General features: G+C 72.4%; 18 protein-coding genes. 4 read left to right on the top strand and 14 right to left on the bottom strand.

Going from position 1 to position 18,335, the window contains the following annotated elements:
* The first annotated feature begins 2 nt into the window (after positions 1-2).
* Positions 3-902 carry a tRNA pseudouridine(55) synthase TruB gene (truB, locus tag CLV68_RS13330; RefSeq protein WP_121390630.1) on the top strand — a complete coding sequence of 300 codons (900 nt, stop codon included), beginning with the start codon at positions 3-5 and terminating at the stop codon, positions 900-902.
* A 1-nt stretch (position 903) separates the two neighbouring features.
* Here the strand turns inward: truB and CLV68_RS13325 are convergent, their stop codons facing one another.
* A complete protein-coding gene (locus CLV68_RS13325) occupies positions 904-2,205 on the bottom strand; it encodes an MATE family efflux transporter (protein WP_246009794.1) in 1,302 nt (433 codons plus the stop codon).
* 269 nt (positions 2,206-2,474) lie between these two features.
* Here CLV68_RS13325 and CLV68_RS13320 point away from each other — a divergent pair, with 269 nt between their 5' ends.
* Positions 2,475-3,017: a hypothetical protein gene (locus CLV68_RS13320; RefSeq protein ID WP_121390629.1), complete on the top strand. Its 543-nt coding sequence runs from the start codon at positions 2,475-2,477 to the stop codon at positions 3,015-3,017.
* On the opposite strand, the gene CLV68_RS13315 is transcribed toward CLV68_RS13320, so the two are convergent.
* From CLV68_RS13315 to rimP, 11 genes are all read right to left on the bottom strand, one after another.
* Entirely contained in the window at positions 2,965-4,353 is a 1,389-nt protein-coding gene (locus CLV68_RS13315) for an ABC transporter substrate-binding protein (protein WP_121391171.1), read from the bottom strand. The genes CLV68_RS13320 and CLV68_RS13315 overlap by 53 nt on opposite strands.
* 202 nt (positions 4,354-4,555) lie before the next feature.
* Positions 4,556-5,539, bottom strand: a complete 984-nt coding sequence (locus CLV68_RS13310) for a DHH family phosphoesterase (RefSeq protein WP_246009793.1) — start codon at positions 5,537-5,539, stop codon at positions 4,556-4,558.
* Positions 5,540-5,599: 60 nt separating this feature from the next.
* On the bottom strand, positions 5,600-6,421 hold the full coding sequence (locus CLV68_RS13305) for an alpha/beta hydrolase (protein WP_121390628.1): 822 nt from the start codon (positions 6,419-6,421) through the stop codon (positions 5,600-5,602).
* 147 nt (positions 6,422-6,568) lie between these two features.
* Complete coding sequence (locus tag CLV68_RS13300; RefSeq protein WP_170224268.1) at positions 6,569-7,396, bottom strand: alpha/beta hydrolase; 828 nt, start codon at positions 7,394-7,396, stop codon at positions 6,569-6,571.
* 173 nt (positions 7,397-7,569) lie between these two features.
* Positions 7,570-8,085, bottom strand: coding sequence for a GNAT family N-acetyltransferase (locus tag CLV68_RS13295; protein WP_121390626.1), 516 nt, complete (start codon positions 8,083-8,085; stop codon positions 7,570-7,572).
* 7 nt (positions 8,086-8,092) lie between these two features.
* Entirely contained in the window at positions 8,093-8,545 is a 453-nt protein-coding gene (gene rbfA, locus CLV68_RS13290; protein ID WP_121390625.1) for a 30S ribosome-binding factor RbfA, read from the bottom strand.
* Between the two features lie 32 nt (positions 8,546-8,577).
* A complete protein-coding gene (locus CLV68_RS13285) occupies positions 8,578-8,871 on the bottom strand; it encodes a DUF503 domain-containing protein (protein ID WP_092778713.1) in 294 nt (97 codons plus the stop codon).
* A 69-nt stretch (positions 8,872-8,940) separates the two neighbouring features.
* Positions 8,941-12,015 carry a translation initiation factor IF-2 gene (gene infB, locus CLV68_RS13280; RefSeq protein ID WP_121390624.1) on the bottom strand — a complete coding sequence of 1,025 codons (3,075 nt, stop codon included), beginning with the start codon at positions 12,013-12,015 and terminating at the stop codon, positions 8,941-8,943.
* A gap of 75 nt (positions 12,016-12,090) precedes the next feature.
* Positions 12,091-12,459, bottom strand: coding sequence for a YlxR family protein (locus CLV68_RS13275; RefSeq protein WP_211346489.1), 369 nt, complete (start codon positions 12,457-12,459; stop codon positions 12,091-12,093).
* 22 nt (positions 12,460-12,481) lie between these two features.
* Positions 12,482-13,495, bottom strand: a complete 1,014-nt coding sequence (gene nusA / locus CLV68_RS13270; protein WP_121390623.1) for a transcription termination factor NusA — start codon at positions 13,493-13,495, stop codon at positions 12,482-12,484.
* Entirely contained in the window at positions 13,492-14,034 is a 543-nt protein-coding gene (gene rimP / locus CLV68_RS13265; protein WP_092778710.1) for a ribosome maturation factor RimP, read from the bottom strand. The genes nusA and rimP overlap by 4 nt, the downstream gene beginning before the upstream one ends.
* A gap of 165 nt (positions 14,035-14,199) precedes the next feature.
* Between rimP and CLV68_RS13260 the strand changes: the two genes are divergently transcribed.
* Positions 14,200-14,679, top strand: a complete 480-nt coding sequence (locus tag CLV68_RS13260; protein WP_246009792.1) for a hypothetical protein — start codon at positions 14,200-14,202, stop codon at positions 14,677-14,679.
* A complete protein-coding gene (locus tag CLV68_RS13255; RefSeq protein WP_121390622.1) occupies positions 14,676-15,167 on the top strand; it encodes a ferritin-like domain-containing protein in 492 nt (163 codons plus the stop codon). Before CLV68_RS13260 ends, CLV68_RS13255 begins: the two co-directional genes overlap by 4 nt.
* 607 nt (positions 15,168-15,774) lie before the next feature.
* Here CLV68_RS13255 and CLV68_RS13250 read toward each other — a convergent pair.
* Positions 15,775-17,370 carry a methyl-accepting chemotaxis protein gene (locus tag CLV68_RS13250; protein ID WP_147459977.1) on the bottom strand — a complete coding sequence of 532 codons (1,596 nt, stop codon included), beginning with the start codon at positions 17,368-17,370 and terminating at the stop codon, positions 15,775-15,777.
* A 129-nt stretch (positions 17,371-17,499) separates the two neighbouring features.
* Complete coding sequence (locus CLV68_RS13245; protein WP_147459976.1) at positions 17,500-18,267, bottom strand: hypothetical protein; 768 nt, start codon at positions 18,265-18,267, stop codon at positions 17,500-17,502.
* Positions 18,268-18,335: the final 68 nt, after the last annotated feature.

The following is an 18,335-nucleotide window of genomic DNA, read 5'->3' as shown; positions in this document are numbered from 1 at the left end:
GATTGCCGCTCGTGTCTCAGCGCGCAGCAGTCCCCCCCGGCCTGATCGTCGTCGACAAGGCCCCCGGCATGACCTCCCACGACGTGGTGGCCCGGGTCCGCCGCATCATCGGCACCCGCAAGGTCGGCCACGCCGGAACCCTCGACCCGATGGCCACCGGCGTCCTGGTCCTCGGCGTGGAACGCGCGACGAAGCTCCTCGGGCACCTCGCCCTCGACCGCAAGACCTACCTGGCCTCCATCCGCCTCGGCGCCGCCACCACCACCGACGACGCGGAGGGCGAGGTCGTGTCGAGCGCGGACCCGACCGGCGTCACCGACGAGGCCATCGCGGCGGGGATCGCGGTGCTGACCGGGCCGATCCAGCAGGTGCCGAGCTCGGTGAGCGCGGTGAAGGTGGACGGGAAGCGGGCGTACGCGCGGGTGCGGGCAGGCGAGGAGGTCCAGTTGGCCGCGCGACCGGTGACGGTGTTCCGGTTCGACCTGCTGGCCACCACGCGGACGGCCACCGGGGTGGAGTTGGACGTGATGGTGGACTGCTCCTCCGGGACCTACGTGCGCGCGCTGGCCCGCGATCTGGGCGCGTCCCTCGGGGTCGGCGGCCACCTGGGCGCGTTGCGCCGGACGACGGTGGGGCCGTTCGACTTGCGGGTGGCGCGGACGTTGGAGGCACTGGAGGAATCACCCGGCCTGTCCCTGGACATGGCCGCAGCGGTGAACACGGCTTTCCCGCGGCGCGACCTGGACCGGGTGGAAGCGATCGCCCTGTCCCACGGGAAACGCATTCCGGCGGCGGGCATCACGGGGACGTACGGCATTTTCGACCCGGCCGGTACGGCCGTGGCGCTGGGTGTGGACGAGGGCACCAGCGCGCGGGCCCTGGTCGCCCTCAACGTGTCCTGAGCTAGCGGGTAGCGCCGACGACGGCCCAGTTCCCGGAGCGGAGCCGGGCCAGCAGGGTGATGAGGCGCAGGACGATGAAGAGGGTGAGGCCGGTCCAGATGCCCGCCAGGCCCCAGTCGAGGGCCAGCGAGAGCCAGATCAGCGGCAGGAAGCCGATCAGGGCGCTGGCGAGGGTGGCGGTGCGGAGGTAGGCGATGTCGCCCGCGCCGAACAGGACACCGTCGAGGGCGAAGACGACGCCTGCCAGGGGTTGCATGGCCACGAAGAACCACCAGGCGTGCGGGATCTCGGTGAGGACGGCCGGGTCCATGGTGAACGCGCGTGGGAGCACATGCGACAGTCCCGCGAAGACGATGCCCAGCGCGATGCCGAAGACGAGGCCGTAGCGGGCGAACTGGCCACTGAGCTCACGCGCGCGCTTGGCCTGCCCGGCCCCGAGAGCCGCCCCGACAAGCGCTTGCGCGGCGATGGCGAGGGAATCGAGCACCAGCGCCAGGAACGTCCACAGCTGCAGCACGACCTGGTGCGCGCCAACGGCTCCGATCGACGTCCTGGCGGCGACCGCGGCGGCGGACAGGAAGCACGCCTGCATGGCGAGGCTGCGCAGGACGAAGTCGCGGCCCAGCACCAGTTGCGCCCACATCACCCTCGGCTGCGGCGCGCGCACGTTGCCGCGCAACGCCCCGAGGAACAGCACCGCGGCGATGGACTGCCCGATGACGTTGGCGATCGCCGACCCGGCCAGCCCCCAGCCGAGGGCGTGCACGAAGGTCGGGCACAGCACCAGCGACACCCCGTTGCCCGCCAGCACGTACCCCAGCGGCCGCCGGGTGTCCTGCACGCCGCGCATCCACCCGTTGCCCGCCAGGGTGATCAGCACCATCGGCACGCCGAGCACCGCGATCCGCAGCCACCCCTCGGCCGCGTCCGCCACCGCCCCGGACCCGGCCAGCGCCCGCGCCACCGGCCCGGCCACCACCTGCCCGACGCCGACGAGCACCAGTCCCAACCCGATCGCCAGCCAGGTCGCCTGCACGCCCTCCGCGACCGCGTCCCCGCTCCTGCCCGCGCCGTGCAACCTGGCCGCCCGCGCGGTGGTGCCGTAGGACAGGAACGTCAACTGCGTCGACAACTGCGCCAACACCACGGCGCCAATCCCGAGCGCCCCCAACTCGAGCCCGCCGAGGTGCCCCACGACCGCAGTGTCCACCAACAGGTAGAGCGGCTCGGCGGCGAGCACCGGGAGCGCGGGCACGGCCAACCCGAGGATCTGCCGCAAGGAGGTCGAGCCGATTCTTCCCACCTGCGCCCCCTAGTGACCGGAAAACACCGGCGGCTACCCGGTCCACCCACCAGACAATACGCAGCGAAAACCCGCACCGCCCGCCCGTGACCCCGATAACAGGGGTAGGAACTTCGGGGACTTCGCGCTTGTCCACACTGGTCGGCAATGGGTCGAAGATGAATTCCCTTTCGTCAGGCAGCATGATTATCACCGGGTGCGCGCGGGTGATCGACAGGGGACTGCCAGGTCACAGTGACGCCGCGAGTCCACCTGGATACGGTGCAGGCATGGGGGACGACGAGGAACAGGACGAGGTCGAACGGGTATACCCGCCGGGGGCAGCGGTGTTCGCCCCCGCGCCGCAACCGCCGCCGTACCACCCCGTGGTGCGCGGTGGACGGTCGAGACCGCTGCTGAGCGTGCTCGCGATCGTCTGCGTGGGGGTGCAGATCGCGGCGTCCTTCGGCGTGTTCTCCCCGGGCTCGCGGCTGAGCAAGCTCGACCTCATGTTCCTGGCCTGCCTGGCCGTGCTGGCCCTGGTGGTCAACCTGCTCGCCTTGGCGCTCATCTGGAAGTCGTTGGTCGAGTCCGAACCCTGGTGCGGGTTCCTCACCGTGCTGGTGGCGTTGTTCGCCGGGTGGCACGGACTCTTCTTGTTCGCGCTCGTCCGGTGGGGACCGAGCCCGTTGTGGTCGGCCTTCGACAACAACCGGGCCTCGATCGCCTACCAGGCGGGCATGACGGTGGTGTACCTGGTGCTGTTCGTCACCAACCTGGCTACTTCGCGCCCTTCCAGAACCGGACCTGCTTGTCCGCCACCGCGTCGATGAAGTCGGTGGCGGAGATGTTGCCGCGCAGCAGGTTGTCGGTCAGCGGGTAGAGCACTGCCTCCACCCAACGGCCGCCTGCCACCGCGTTCACGCCGTCGAGGTAGAGGGCCTGTTCCACGCCCGGGTCGGTCAGGCCCGCCTTGATGTCCTTCTGGGACTCCGGGACGGCCAGGTCGGCGCGGGGTGTCAGGTTGTCGGCGACCGCGGGGACACCGGAGAGGATGTCCTTGTTCAGCACGTAGGCGATGAACGCCTTGGCCGCGCCGGGGTTCTTGGCCTTGGCGGTGACGGCGAAGCCGACCGGTACCCGTTCGGCGACGGTGTGCGACGCCGCGGGTGGTTGCGGGAACGGGAACGAGGCGAGGCTCACCGAGTGGTCGCCGCCCTTGCGGGCCAGGTAGTCCTTGGTCTCGCCGGGCAGCCAGCCGGGCAGCGACAAGTACGCCGCCTCGCCGGTGGCCCAGCGGTGTTGCAGGGTCGGGTACTTCGCCGAGTCCCAGCCGGGGATCAGGTACCGGCCCTTGGCGATCTTCTCGACGAACTCGGCGGCCTGGTAGAGGCCGACGTCGTTGCGCCACACCTCGCCGGTCTTGTCCTCGGCGGCCTTCACCAGGCCGCCCGCGCCGAGGTAGCGCAACGCGGCCTGGGTGAACAGCGCCGCGTTGCTGGTGCTGCGGTCCCCGTCCTGGGCGATCGCGGCGACACCGGAGGACTTGGCGTTGTCGAACAACTGGAACAGCTCGTCGGTCGTCTTCGGCGCGGTCACCCGCCCGGCGACGGTGCGGTCGTACCACCAAGCGGACCCGAACACCACGTACGGGATCTCGAAGATCTTGCCGTCCGGGCCCTTGTTCTGCGGGAAGTCGTAGGAGGAGACCGGGAGCACGTCGCGCACCTTCAGGTCGCCCTCCCCCACCCGGTAGTCGAGCACGTCCTGCACCGGCTGCGTGCCGCCCGCGGCGACCACGGTGGCCATGACCTGGCTGACGTCCTGGTCGAACAGGTCGGGCACGGTGCCGGTGTTGAGCGCGGGCGCGATGTTGCGGGTCAGCAGGTCGCGGCCCAACCACAGCACGTTGACCTTGACGCCGGTCTTGTCGGTGAAGCACCGGATGGCCTTGCTCAGCACCCGGCCCTGCGGCTCGTCGGCGTTCCACATCGACCAGTAGGTGAACTCCTTGTCCCCGTTGGGCCGGACACCCGCGTCCGGGCAGCCCGCGCCGAGGAACGCGTCCGCGCCCTGCGGGGCACCGGCCCCCGGGTCGGCACCGCTCCCGGAGCCGCACCCGGCGAGCGCGAGCGCGGACGCGAGCGCGAGCAGTTTGGTCGACCGCATGAGCACCACCTGATCGAGTCGCACAACAACCGGCGGCGCCCGTCCCGACCCACACGCCAGGTAACAAATGGTTTATACCATCAGGCCATCACATGACCGACCGAAAACGTCGGGAAGTCGCGCCCGGTTTTTCCCGGCGATCACAGCCGGTCCGCGCGCGATCACCGAGTGGTCCCCGAGCACCGGTGGGGTCCGAAGTGGACTAGGCGAAAGCGCCCTTGATGAGCACGAGCACGTCCTCGGCCGACCCGGCGGCGGGGAACCCGGCGGCCAGCCGGTGACCTCCGCCACCGAGCGCGGCGGCGACCGCGCGCACGTCCGTGTCCCCCACCGCGCGCAGCGACACCGACCAGCGACCGGGGGTGATCTCCTTGGCCACCGCGGCGACCTCGGCCTCCTCGGCGGTGCGGATCAGGTCGACCACGCTGTCGGCGTCCTCCGGCTCCATGCCGTCGAGGTCGGTCAGCGACACCACGGTGACCACCAGGCCGCGGCCGCCGACCGCGTCGGGCACGAGCTGCGCGCGCGAGAGCGCACTGGACACCAGGCGCAGCCAGGCGAACGGGCGGGAGTCCATCAGCTCCCTGGCCACCTCGGTCGGGTCGACCCCGGCCGCCAGCAGCCTGCCTGCCAGCGCGTGCGTGTCCGGGGTGGCCCGGCGGAACGACCCGGTGTCGGTGATCAGGCCCGCGTACAGGCAGCGCGCGATCTGCGGGGTCAGCTCGACCCCCAGCCGGTCGAGCAGGGCCAGCACCAGCACCACGGTGGCGGGCGCGGACTCGTCGACCACGTGGTCGGTGCCGAACCGGGTGTTGGCGACGTGGTGGTCCACCACCAGGACCCGGCCCCCGGCCGCGATCGTGGCGGGCACCCGGTCGAGAAGGACACCGAGCCGCTGCTCACTGGCGCAGTCCAGCGCGACCAGCAGCGGCGGCGCGGCGGGCACCTCGGCGGCGGGCACGACCAGGCCCCCGGGGTCGAGCGAGCGCAGCGACCGCGGCACGTCGGCGGGGAACCCGAACGACACCCGCACCCCGACCCCGCGCGAGCGCAGCCCGAGGCCGAGCGCGAGCGCGCTGCCCAGGGCGTCGGCGTCCGGGCTGACGTGCGCGAGCAGCGTCACCTCGGTCGCGGTGCGGAGCAGGTCGGCGGCGGCGGCCAGGTCGGCGGCAAGATCGGTTCCCACCGCACCCAGGGTTCCCGCGTCGGGGCACGCTGTCCAGTCGGGTGCCCCGGCGGGCCCGGGTCAGGGCGTTTTCTTGCCGAGCGAGTCGCCGATGAAGCGCAGCACCTCGGGCAGGACCTTCTTCCAGTAGAGGGTCGAGTGGTCGCCGTCGCCGAAGGTGGCCGGGTTGGCCTTGGTGCGCTGGGCCAGCTCCCGCGCCGCGGGCAGCAGCGGGTCGTCGGTGCCGCACCACACGGCGAACGGCAGGCCCGCGACCGCGGTGAGGTTGCGCAGCGGTTCCGAGCGCTCCCACTGCTTCTCGTCGGTGTAGCCGCCGAATCGCTCGGCGTCGCGCCACGAGGTGAACACCGCCGGGCTCAAGGCCGTGAGCAGCGCGAGGCCGGGGGTGCGGGCGTACTCGAAGGCGCCGACCGCGCCGCTGGAGATGCCCAGCACGGAGAACGGCGTCGCCGCCAACTCGGCCCGGCTGAGCCAGTCCGGCAGCTCCTCGGCCAGCATCTTCTGCGGCGCGCCGAGCCAGCCCGCGGTGCCGCCGTCCACCGCGACCACGGCGAACGGCCTGGTGCCCGCGCGGACGGTGGCGGTGAGCAGCGGCGGCAGGCCGATCTCGACGAACTGGTTGGCGTCGGTGCCCTCGCCGTGCAGCGCGAGGCAGACCGGCAGCGGGCCCGCGACCTCGCGCGGGCGCATGACGATCATCTTCACGTCGCCGATCGAGGAGCGCCAGATCAGGTTGCTCACCGAGGTCGAGTCGACCGGCGGCTGGCTGCTGGGCAGCGGGGTCGGCGCCGCCTGCGGGGTGGCCTGCTGGCGCGCGCCGCAGCCCGCGACCGCGGCCGCCGAGGCGAGGAGGAACCCGCGCCTGGTCCAACGTCCGTCCACTGTGGAACTCCCGTGGTGGGATGATCAGGTGGTCCGCACCGCCTGGCGGTGGCGCTGGGTGCGCGCGCCGACGCGGTCGGGCACCGCCCGGCACGTGCGGAAGAACAGGTCTACACCACCTGACGCAGAAGGTCTACACCACTGGCCTCAGATGTGCGAACCCAGGAAGGACAACGCCTCGGGCATCGCGGTGACCCAGTAGTCGGCGGTGTGGCCCCCGGGCGCGGTCCTGGCGACGGCGGGTCGCGCCGTATCGATGAGCCGGTTGGCCGAGGGCAGCAGCGGGTCGGCTTCGCCGCACCATACACCGAGTTCCACGTCCGCGAGGGCATCGATGTGACGAAGCGGCTCGGTCTGCTCCCACTGCGCCCGGCTGTCGAAGACGTTGCGGGCCCGCGCGTCGGTCCAGGACGTGAAGAGGGCCGGGCTGAGCACGGCGGCGGCGCGGACGGTCTCGCGGTGGTCGCGGACGTAGTTGAGCGCGCCGTACCCGCCCATGGAGATGCCCAGGACGGCGAACGGGCGCGGGTTGAGGCCCAGGTCGGTGAGCCAGCCGGGCAGTTCGTCGGCGAGCATCGCGGGCGGGTCGTCGGTGGGTGAGGACTTGAGCCAGTACGACGCGTCGCCGCCGTCGACGGCCACCACGGCGTACGCCGCCGCCGCGCTGAGCTGGTCGCCGACACCGAGTTCGGTGAACACCCTGGCCCCGGCGCCCCGCCCGTGCAGTGCGAGGCAGACCGGCAGCACCCCCGGCGCGACCCCGTCCGGCCGGAAGGCGACGACCTCCACGTCCCGGCCGCGCGCCTTCGACCGAACGGTCTTGATCTCCAACAACCTCGGCGGCGGCACGGTGCTCGTCGGCCCCATCTCGGTCGGGATCGGCGTCCTGGCGTCACTGGGCGCGGGCTTCTCGTCCTCGCGCAGCGCCCACGCGCCGAACAACCCCAGCCCGACGGCGGAGGCAACACCCCCCACCGATGCCGCGATAACCCGGCGGCGGGACAACCCGGCCATGCACTCCCCGAACAGCGGTACCCGAAGACGCCCCGACGACTCCGGCGTGGAGTCAATCTTTCCGGGAACCGCCCGATAGCGCTAGTACCGGTTCCACCCGCCGTGGGACCAGCGCGCCCGGTGTCAACCGCCGACTAGACCCCGAAGGCTGCCGGGTACCGGACGACGCCGGTCGGGGCGCGGCGCCCGGGGTCGAGGGACAGGGCCAGGAATGCCTCGTCGGGCACGTCGAACGGCGCAAGGACACCGAACCCGGACGCCGGGGTGAACCCGAACCGCGGGTAGTACTCGGCGTGCCCCAGGACCACCACGAGATCCTCGCCCAGCGCGCGAGCGGCGTCGAGGCCCGCGCGGATCGCCGCGGACCCAGCACCTCGGCGTTGGAAGTCCGGCAGGACCGAGCACGGGGCGAGCGCGAGGGCGGGCGACCCGTCGACGTGGCAGCGGGTCAGCAGGGCGTGGGCGACGACCGTGTCTGCGGCGTCGACCGCGACGACCGAGAGCCCGTCGATCCACGCGGCCGGGTCGGCGCGCAGGGCGTCGACCAGGTCGGCCTCGTCCCGCGTGGGGAAGGCCGCCGCGGTGACCGCGTGGATCGCCGCGATGTCGTTCTGGGTCTCCGGACGGGTGACCCACACCGGCGAGGTCATCCGCCGGTCAGTCCTCGTCCTCGTCGTCCTCGCGCGGGGCGCGGTACGGGTCCGGCTCGCCCGCGTACGCGGCGCCCGAGGCGCGGGCGGCGACCTCGGCGTCCGCGGCGCGGGCGCGGGCCAGCAGGTCGTCGATGCGGCGGGCGTCGTCCGGCACGGTGTCGGCCATGAACGTCAGCGTCGGGGTGAAGCGGACGCCGGTGCCCTGGCCCACCAGGGTGCGCAGGACGCCGGTGGCGCTGTCGAGGGCGGCCTTGGCGGCCGCGTGGTCCGGTTCGACGTCGAGCTTGTCGCCCAGGACGGTGTAGTAGATCGTGGCGTCGTGCAGGTCCGCGGTGACCTTGGCGTCGGTGATGGTGACGCGGGCCAGCCGGGGGTCCTTCACCTCGTGCTCCAGGGCCGAGGCCACGATCTGCGAGATGCGCTTGGCGAGCTTGCGCGCGCGGGGTGCGTCAGCCACGACGCTCCTTCTTTCCTTGTGCGGTCGGTGGTCTAGTCGTCCGGCCCGAGCAGCCTGCGCCGAGCCGAGAGCAGTTCCAGCTCGGGGCGCCCGGCAACCAGCCGTTCGCAGGCGTCGAGGACGTCGTTGACGTGCCCCACCTCGGCGGAGACCGCCGAGACGCCGATCAGGGCGCGGCGGTGCAGGTCGAGGTGACCCGCCTCGGCGACCGCGACCTCGAACCGCTTGCGCAGCTCGGCCACCACCGGCCGGACCGCGGAGCGCTTCTGCTTGAGGGAGTGGACGTCCCCGAGCAGGACGTCGAGTTCCAGGGCACCGACGTACACCAGGCATCACCGAGGGGGGTGAGTAGGGAACCCCGGGGGCCGGACGACCGGCCCCCGGGGCGTTACCGCTTACGTGCGCGGCTTCTCGCGCATCTCGTAGGTCTCGATGATGTCGTCGACCTGGAGATCGCTGTAGGAGCCGAGCGTCAGACCGCACTCGAAGCCCTCGCGGACCTCGACGGCGTCGTCCTTGAACCGGCGCAGCGAGCTGACCGGGAGGGACTCCTGGATCACCGCGCCGTTGCGGATGAGGCGCGCCTTGGAGTTGCGCCTGATCTCACCGGAGGTGACCATGCAGCCCGCGATCGTGCCGACCTTCGAGGACTTGAAGACGTCGCGGATCTCGGCGCGGCCGAGCTCCACCTCCTCGTAGATGGGCTTGAGCATGCCCTTGAGGGCCGCCTCGATCTCGTCGATGGCCTGGTAGATCACCGAGTAGTAGCGGACATCGATGCCCTCGCGGTTGGCCAGCTCGGTGGCCTTGCCCTCGGCGCGGACGTTGAAGCCGATCACGATGATGTTGTCCGCGATGGCCAGGTTGATGTCGCCCTCGGTGATCGAGCCGACGCCGCGGTGGATGACCCGCAGCTCGACCTCGTCGCCGACGTCGATCTTCGTGAGCGCGTCCTCGAGTGCCTCGACGGTACCCGAGTTGTCGCCCTTGATGATCAGGTTGAGCTGGCTGGTCTCCTTGAGCGCCGCGTCCAGGTCCTCCAGGCTGATGCGCTTGCGCTTCTGCGCGTTCTGCGCTGCCCGGTTCCTGGCGGCCCGCCGCTCGGCGATCTGGCGCGCCGTGCGGTCCTCCTCGACCACGAGGAAGGTGTCGCCCGCACCTGGCACCGAGGTGAACCCGATGACCTGGACCGGACGGGACGGGGTCGCCTCGAGGATGTCCTCGTTGAACTCGTCGACCATGCGCCGGACGCGACCGTAGGCGTCGCCCGCCACGATCGAGTCGCCGACGCGCAGGGTGCCGCGCTGCACGAGGACCGTGGCCACCGGACCGCGACCGCGGTCCAGGTGCGCCTCGATCGCCACGCCCTGGGCCTCCATGTCGGGGTTCGCCCGCAGGTCGAGCGCCGCGTCCGCGGTGAGCAGGATCGCCTCGAGCAGGCTCTCGATGTTGGTGCCCTGCTTCGCCGAGATGTCGACGAACATGGTGTCGCCGCCGTACTCCTCGGCGACCAGCCCGTACTCGGTGAGCTGCTGGCGGATCTTCTGCGGGTTGGCGCCTTCCTTGTCGATCTTGTTCACCGCGACCACGATCGGCACCTGGGCCGCCTGGGCGTGGTTGATCGCCTCCACCGTCTGCGGCATGACGCCGTCGTCGGCGGCGACCACGATCACCGCGATGTCGGTGGCCTGGGCGCCACGGGCACGCATGGCGGTGAACGCCTCGTGACCGGGGGTGTCGATGAAGGTGATCAGCCGGTCGTTGCCCTCGAGCGAGGTCGCGACCTGGTAGGCGCCGATGTGCTGGGTGATGCCACCGGCCTCGCCCTCGTGCACCGTCGTCTTGCGGATGGTGTCGAGCAGGCGGGTCTTGCCGTGGTCGACGTGACCCATGACGGTGACGACCGGCGGGCGGGCCTGCAGGTCCTCCTCGTCGCCGGAGTCCTCGCCGTAGCTGATCTTGAACGAGTCGAGCAGCTCGCGGTCCTCCTCCTCGGGGGACACGACCTGCACGGTGTAGTTCATCTCGGAGCCGAGCAGCTCCAGGACCTCGTCGGAGACCGACTGGGTCGCGGTGACCATCTCACCGAGGTGGAACAACACCTGCACCAGCGAGGCCGGGTTGGCGTTGATCTTGTCGGCGAAGTCGGTCAGCGAGGCGCCGCGGGCGAGCCGGATGACCTCGCCGCTGCCCTTGGGCAGCCGGACACCACCGACGCTGGGCGCCTGCATGTTGTCCATGTACTCCTGGCGCTTCTGGCGCTTGGACTTGCGACCGCGCCGCGACGGACCGCCGGGGCGGCCGAACGCGCCTGCCGCGCCACCGCGACCACCGGCACCGGGACGGCCACCGCCGCCACCGGGGCGGAAGCCACCGCCGCCGCCTGCCGGGGCACCGCCGCCACCGCCACCTGGGCCGCCGCGGAAGCCACCGCCACCGCCGCCGCCACCACCGGGGCGGAAGCCGCCACCGGCGCCACCGCCACCGCCGGGACCGCCACGCGGACCACCGGGTCCACCGCGGAAGCCACCGCCGCCACCGGCACCGCCGCCGGGGCCACCACGGGCTCCGCCGCCGGGGCCGCCACCGGGACCACCGCGACCGCCACCAGCGGGGCGGGCGGGCCGGGGCGGCATCATGCCGGGGTTGGGCCTGGGGGGCATGTTGCCCGGGGTCGGGCCACCAGCCGGACGCGGGCCTGCGGGCCGGTCACCGCGGGGGCCACCCGCGGGACGGTCGCCACCGGGACGCGGCGGCCGGTCGCCACCGGGGGCACCGCCACCGGCGGGCCGGTCACCACCGGGCCGGGGCGCGCCCGGCCGGGGGGACGGGGCGCCGCCACCGACGCCGAACGGGTTGTTGCCCGGTCGGGGCGCGCGCGGCCCCGGCTTGGGCGACTGGGTCCTCGGCGGCACGACACCGCCACCCTGACCACCCTGCTGGGGCGGCGTCGACCGCTCCTGGCGCTGGGCCGGCTTGGGCGCGGCGGCGGGGGGCGTCGCGGGAGCGGCAGGCGGGGCCTGCGCGGCGGCAGCGGCCGGGGCCTGCTGCTCACGCACGGGCTCGGCCTGGCGCGGCGCGGGCTTGGGCCGCGGCGGGCCGGGGACGAAGCCGGGCTTGGGCGGCGCGGTCTGCGCCTGGCCCTGGGTCTGGGTCCGCGCCGGAGTCGGCGCGGGTGCCGGTGCGCTCGGGGCGCTGCTCGCGGCCGCCGGGGCCTGCGCCACGGGAGCGGGGGCCGCCTCCGGGCGGGGCGCCGGGGGGCGCGGGGTCGGCTTGGGGCCGGGTCGGGGGCCTGGCTTGGCCTCGCCCTTGCCCGGGTAGGCGTCCCGCAACCTGCGGGCCACGGGCGCCTCCACGGTGGAGGACGCCGACTTCACGAACTCGCCCAAGTCCTTCAACTTGGCGAGTACATCCTTGCTGGTGACTCCGAGCTCCTTCGCGAGCTCGTGCACACGGGCCTTGCCTGCCACTGCTCTCCTCGTCTGATGAGGCCGGCGGCAGTCCCGTCGACCTCGTCCTATCGTCGCGCGTTCATGTCTTCAGCTTCACGGCTGACTCATGACGGGTCGACCTGCTTCCTCTGTTCCACCACGGGGCGGGAGTATCCCGGTCCCGACACCGCCTGCGACCCGCTCGATCTCCGATCGCAGACCGGCCACGTCGAGCGCGCCCCCGACCTTGAAGGCCCTGGGGAACGCCCGCCGCTTCTCGGCCTTGGCCAGACACCCCGGCTCGGGGTGCACCCACGCACCCCTGCCTGGCATCCGTCGCCGTGGATCGGGCACGACAGCCCCGTCCACGAGCACCACTCGCAGCAGTTCCGCGTCCACCGCCCTGACCCGGCACCCCACGCACGTGCGCACGGGGCCAGGCCCCGACTGGCGAGCGGAAACCGGTTCCTGATGACGAACCATGGGAAAGTCTATCTTGTCCGGCTCACTCGGCCGAACCGGATACCGGTGCGGCCTGCGCGCCCGCCGCGGCGTCGCTGCGGATATCGATGCGCCAGCCGGTCAACCGGGCGGCCAGCCGGGCGTTTTGCCCTTCTTTCCCGATCGCCAGCGACAGCTGGTAGTCCGGGACGACGACCCTGGCCGTCTTCGCGCGCTCGTCCACGACCGTGACCGAGACCACCTTCGCGGGTGACAGGGCGTTGCCGACGAAGGTCGCCGGGTCCTCGGAGTAGTCGATGATGTCGATCTTCTCGCCCGCGAGCTCGCTCATCACGTTGCGCACCCGGGCGCCGACCGGGCCGATGCAGGCGCCCTTGGCGTTGACCCCCGGCACCGACGAGCGGACCGCGATCTTCGAACGGTGCCCCGCCTCCCTGGCGACCGCCGGGATCTCCACGGTGCCGTCGGCGATCTCGGGCACCTCCAGCGCGAAGAGCCTGCGGACCAGGTTCGGGTGCGTGCGGGACAACGTGATCTGCGGTCCGCGTGTTCCCCGGGTGACGCCGACGACGTAGCACTTGATGCGGGTGCCGTGCTCGTAGGACTCACCGGGGACCTGTTCCACCGCGGGCAGCACGCCCTCGGTGTCGCCGACCTGCACGACGACCATGCCGCGCGCGTTCGCCCTGGTGTCGCGCTGCACCACACCCGCGACGATCTCGCCCTCCTTGGCGGAGAACTCGCCGAAGGTGCGCTCGTGCTCGGCGTCGCGCAGCCGCTGCAGGATGACCTGGCGGGCGGTGGTGGCCGCGATCCGGCCGAAGCCCTCCGGGGTGTCGTCCCACTCGTCCTCGACCTCGCCGTCGGCGCCGGTCGTGTACGCCAGCACCCGGACCAGGCCGGTGCGCTTGTCGATGTCGATGCGGGCGTGCGGCTGGTGCCCCTCGGTGTGCTTGTACGCGGTCAGCAGCGCCGTCTCGATGGCGTCGATGACCGTCTCGAACGGGATGTCCTTGTCCCGCTCGATCGCCCGCAGCGCCGCGATGTCCACGTTCATCGCGCGTCCTCCTCAGTACCGGACGCCCGACCTTCGAGCATCGCCAACTCCGCCACCGGCGGTTGCTTGAACTCCACCTCGACCACGGCGTGGGCGACCTCGTGGTAGCCGACCCGGCGCAGCGCGTCGCCGACGAGCAGCTGCACCCCGCCGTCGGCGTCCTCGTCCGCCGCGCCGACACGCGCGGTGAACACCTCTCCCTCGACCGGGCGAACCTTCACCAGCCGCAGCCGGGCGCGCCGCCAGTGCCGCGGCCGGGTCAGCGGCCGGTCGACCCCCGGCGAGGTGACCTCGAGGGTGTAGGGGCCGCCGAGCACCGCGTCGTGCTCGTCGAGCACCGCCGCCACCGCCCTGCTGACCACCGCGACCTCGTCGAGCCCCACCCCGTCGTCGCCGTCAACGACGACCCGCACCAGCCGCCTGCGGCCTGCCTGGGCCACGTCGAGCTGTTCGAGCTCGAACCCGGTGGAGGCAATGGCGCCTGCGACGACCGGCTCGAGCTCGGCCGTGACGCGGTCGCCTTGTCCCTGGTTGGCCACGTTGGCCGCTCCCTGTTCTGGTAGACGGTGCGATTGTCTGCCGGTCGGCGGTACTGCTGCCGACCGTGGTCACCTAGCGTATCCCGCCGGTCCGGGGGCAGCCGCCGCAGGCGATCATCCCGGCTCCCCGACCGGACGGACCGGGGCCTGGCAGGATGACCGGCTGTGAGCGTCCCCCCTCCCCTGACCCGCCGCGCCCTGCTGGTGGCGACCGCGGTGGCCGGGCTGGCAGCCTGTACGCCGAAGCCGACCGCGCCGCCACCACCCGACCCGCTGGCCGCGTTGGCCGCACGGGCCAGGGCGGACGCGGCACTGGCGAACGCGATCGCGGCCGCGGTCCCGGCTCTGGCGCCGAACGCGTCGGCCGTGGCCACGGCGCGCACGGAGCACGCGGAGCTGTTGCAGCGGGAGGTGGACCGGGAGCGGCCGCCTTCGCCGTCGTCGTCATCATCACCCGCACCCTCGGCCACTCCCGCTCCCTCCGCGCCCGCCGACCAGGTGGCCGCGGTGAAGGCGTTGGTGGACGGGTTGACCGCGGCGCGGCAGGAGGCGATCGAGGTGGTGGTCGGGGTGCCCAGGTACCGCGCGGGAATGGTCGGGTCGGTGGCCGCGGGGTGCGCGAGCCTGGTGGAGGTGCTGGCATGACGCAGCCGGGAACCGAGGTGGCGTCGACGTCCGTCCCGCCGTCGAAGCCGCCGCTGGCGCAGGACACGGCAGCGGCCGTGCAGGCGGCACTGGGCGCCGAGCACGCCGCGGTGTGGGTGTACGGGCTGGTGAGCGCGTTCCTGCCCGCCTCGTTCGACAAACCGATCGCCGAGGGCGCCCAGACCCACCGCACCAGCCGGGACACCACCGAACGCCTCCTCGGCGCCTCCGGCGTCACCCCGGCCCCCGCCGAACCCGCCTACCTGCCGCCGAAACCGGTCACCAACCAGGCATCGGCCCTCGAACTGATCATCAACGCCGAACAGGACTGCACCACCGCCTGGCGCGCCACCCTGGAACGCACCGACGACCCCACCACCCGCACCACCGCGGCAACCGCCCTCACCAACGCCGCGGTCCTGGCCACCCGCTGGCGCAAGGCCGCCGGGATCACACCCCTCACCCCAGCCCTACCCGGACAGCCGTAATCCGACCTGCCTCGGGCGAATGCCCAGGGAGACAACACCGGAATCGGCCACCGGCAGTTTCACGGCACGTTCAGTCGGCGGCATTCCCACCCCGCAGCCGACTTCCCCCACCGCGGTACGGCCCTCCGCGAACTCCCACGGCGGCCTCCGACGCACACAGCCGCGGTCGCTCAGCGGCACCCGACACCCGAGCACCCGGCTCATGGCTCATGGCTCATGGCTCATGGCTCATGGCACCCAAGCATCCGGCGCACGGCGGACGGCAGACCCCCACCCACCCGGGGGCCTCCCGCATCCAGCCTATCGTTTCGCGGCTTTTGTCAAGAGGGTGAATCGGGTGCCTGTGGACAGGTCAGGCCCATGTGGACAACCTCGGCGCAGCAATCCGGGCTGCCGCACTTACCTGGCCCGATTGCCGCGCAGCCAGGTTCCGAGAAGCGCCGCCAGGGGCGAGGCCGCACCAGTTCGCCACGGTGGGTCAGCCAGGCCGCCAAGGCAGCGCAGGGCGAACCTGCCCCGGACAACCGAAGCCCGGACGAGCGGAAACCGGGCGGGACCCCTGAAGGGATCCCGCCCGGTCGTCACTGCCCGCGGTGTACCGGAGTGGTCAGTACTGGAAGCGGGTGACCATTTCCTGGAGCCTGCCGCTGAGGTGGGCGAGCTCGGTGGTGGCCTGTTCCGCCTCGGTGACGCCGCGGGTGGTCTCGTCGGCGGCGCCTGCGACCTCGGTGATGGCGGAGGCGATGGCGTTGGTGCCGTTGGCCGCCTCGGAGACGCTGCGGCTGACCTCGTCGGAGGTGGCGGACTGCTCCTCGACCGAGGCGGCGATGGCGGACTGGAACTGGTTGACGCGGTCGATGACGTGGACGATCTGGCCGATGGCGGCGACGGCGGCCTCGGTGTCGGTCTGGATGGCCTCGACGCGGCGGCCGATGTCCTCGGTGGCGCTGGCGGTCTCCTGGGCGAGGTCCTTGACCTCACCGGCGACGACGGCGAAGCCCTTGCCCGCGTCCCCGGCCCGCGCGGCCTCGATGGTCGCGTTCAGCGCCAGCAGGTTGGTCTGCTCGGCGATGGAGCGGATGGTCTTGAGCACGTCGCCGATCTCGGCGGAGGACGAGCCGAGTCGGGTGATGATGTCGTTGGTGTGCTGGGCGGTCGCGGTGGCCTCGGCGCCGACCTTGGCGGCCTCGGAGGTGTTGGCGGCGATCTCGCGGATCGAGGCGCCGAGCTCCTCGGCGGCGGCGGAGACGGTGCTGACGCTGTCGGACACCCGGCCCGCGGCGTTGGACACCTCACCGGCGCGGTGCGAGGTCGAGCCCGCGGCGTCGGTCAGCCTGCCGTTGGTGGTGGCGAGCCGGTCGGCGGAGCCCGCCAGGCCGGAGGCGGAGTCGGCGACGTCGGAGACCACGGTGCGGATCTCGTTGACGGCGTGGTGCAGCGCGCGGCCCATCTCGCCGATCTCGTCGGCGGAGTCGACCGCGACACCCTGGGTGAGGTCACCGGCGGCGACCTTGGCTGCGTAGTCCTGCAGGGTGCGCACCGGCCTGCGGATGCTGCGGGTGAGCAGCCAGCCGAGGGCGAGGGCCAGCAGCACGGCGGCGGTGATGACCGCGATGGTCAGCCAGCGCGAGGTGCTGGTCATGTCCGAGATCTCCTGGCGCTGGGTCTCGGCGTAGCGCACCAGGTCGGCGGTCAGCTTCGCGAAACCCGCGTTGACCTTGGGCAGGTTCGCCTGGGCTTCCTGGTTGTACTTGACCTCGTTGGCGGTGTCACCGGCGGCGGTGGCGGCGCGGCGGTTCTTGTGCGAGGTCCAGAACGCCTGGTTGTCGGCGATGAGCTGGGTGAGCAGCGGCTGCAGCTCGGCCGGGATGCTGGTGGCGAGCTTGGCGAAGTCGGTGTCGGACTGGGCGAGGTAGCCGTCGCGGCCCTTGGCCAGGCTCTCCAGCGCGGCGGGGTCCTTGACGGTCTCCATGACGACGTCGGTCAGCAGCGCGGTCAGGTTCGACGTCTGCGCGGCCTTCACGTCCACCAGCGGCGTGACGGTGTCCTCGGAGATGGCGGTGGCCCGGTCCCGCAGGTCGCCCTGCTGGGCGAGGCTGAAGACGCCGAGCGCGACGACGACGACAGCGAGCGCGAGGAAGGCGCTGAACACGCGGGCGCCGAGGTTGCGGCGCAGCGGGTTGCGGGTCACTCGATCAGCCATGCGATGTTCTCCCTGTCCGGCGCGCGGACCGCCCACGCAGCGATGACGGGCGGCACGGCGAACGCCGGGACACCCTCAGCCCTGGTTATCGGGAGCGGGGGGCGCGGCTGTAGGAGTTTCCGCGGGGTCTCAGCCGCCGGGGTTGGGGTCGATCTCGGCGCCGAGGCGCAGCGCGTCCGCGCAGACCTTGTCCAGCACCGGCTTGTCGGCCTTGGTGCCTGCGGCCTTGCCGTTGACCGGGGCGAAGTCGGCCTCGACGATGACCACGGTCTCGCCGGTGAGCTGGGAGTCGTAGCCGTTGCTCAGCGACTTCAGCGGCGGCGCCTTGACCACGCCCTCGCGGACCAGGTCCTTGACGTTGCCGGTGCCGTCGTTGTCGGTGAGCGCGATCAGCCCGGCGGCCTTGTCCTTGTCGACCATCCGCACGACCGAGACCGCGACCAGCGCCTGGCGGCCCTTGACGTCGGCGGTGAACAGGGCCTGGGTGACCCGGCGGCACTGCCCGGGTTGGGCGAGCAGCTTCTGGGTGTCGTCGTAGGCGTGCTGCCCGCAGTCGCTGTCCACCCTCGGTTGGGTGACATCTGGGTGGGCGACGAAGGTGTAGACCCCGGCCGTGCGGGGTGCGGTCGACGGGGTGGTCGGCGTGGTCGGCGTGCCGCCGTCGCGCTGGACGTAGAAGAACACCAGGCCGGACACCACGGCGACGGCGACGAGGCCCGCCGCGCGCAACGCCCAGGTCAGCGCCGGGTTGGTCTTGGCGGCGGGGGCGGGCTCCTGGAACCGGAAGGGTTCCTCGGGGCGCCGCCCGCCCTGCACGCGGGGGATCCACTCGGTCTCACCGGAGCGGTTGTACTGCTCGGGCGGCCAAGGCGGTCCGGGGCGCTGGGGATCCGACACGAACGCTGACAGTAGTTGGTGTCGCCCGCCGGTGTCATTCGACCCGTTTCATCCGACTCGGTTCCCGT

Source organism: Actinokineospora cianjurensis (genome assembly GCF_003663795.1).
In the GTDB taxonomy this organism is placed as follows: Bacteria; Actinomycetota; Actinomycetes; order Mycobacteriales; family Pseudonocardiaceae; genus Actinokineospora; species Actinokineospora terrae.
The sequence above is the reverse complement of the archived record's forward strand: the minus strand, read 5'-3'. Positions and strand labels throughout refer to the sequence as shown.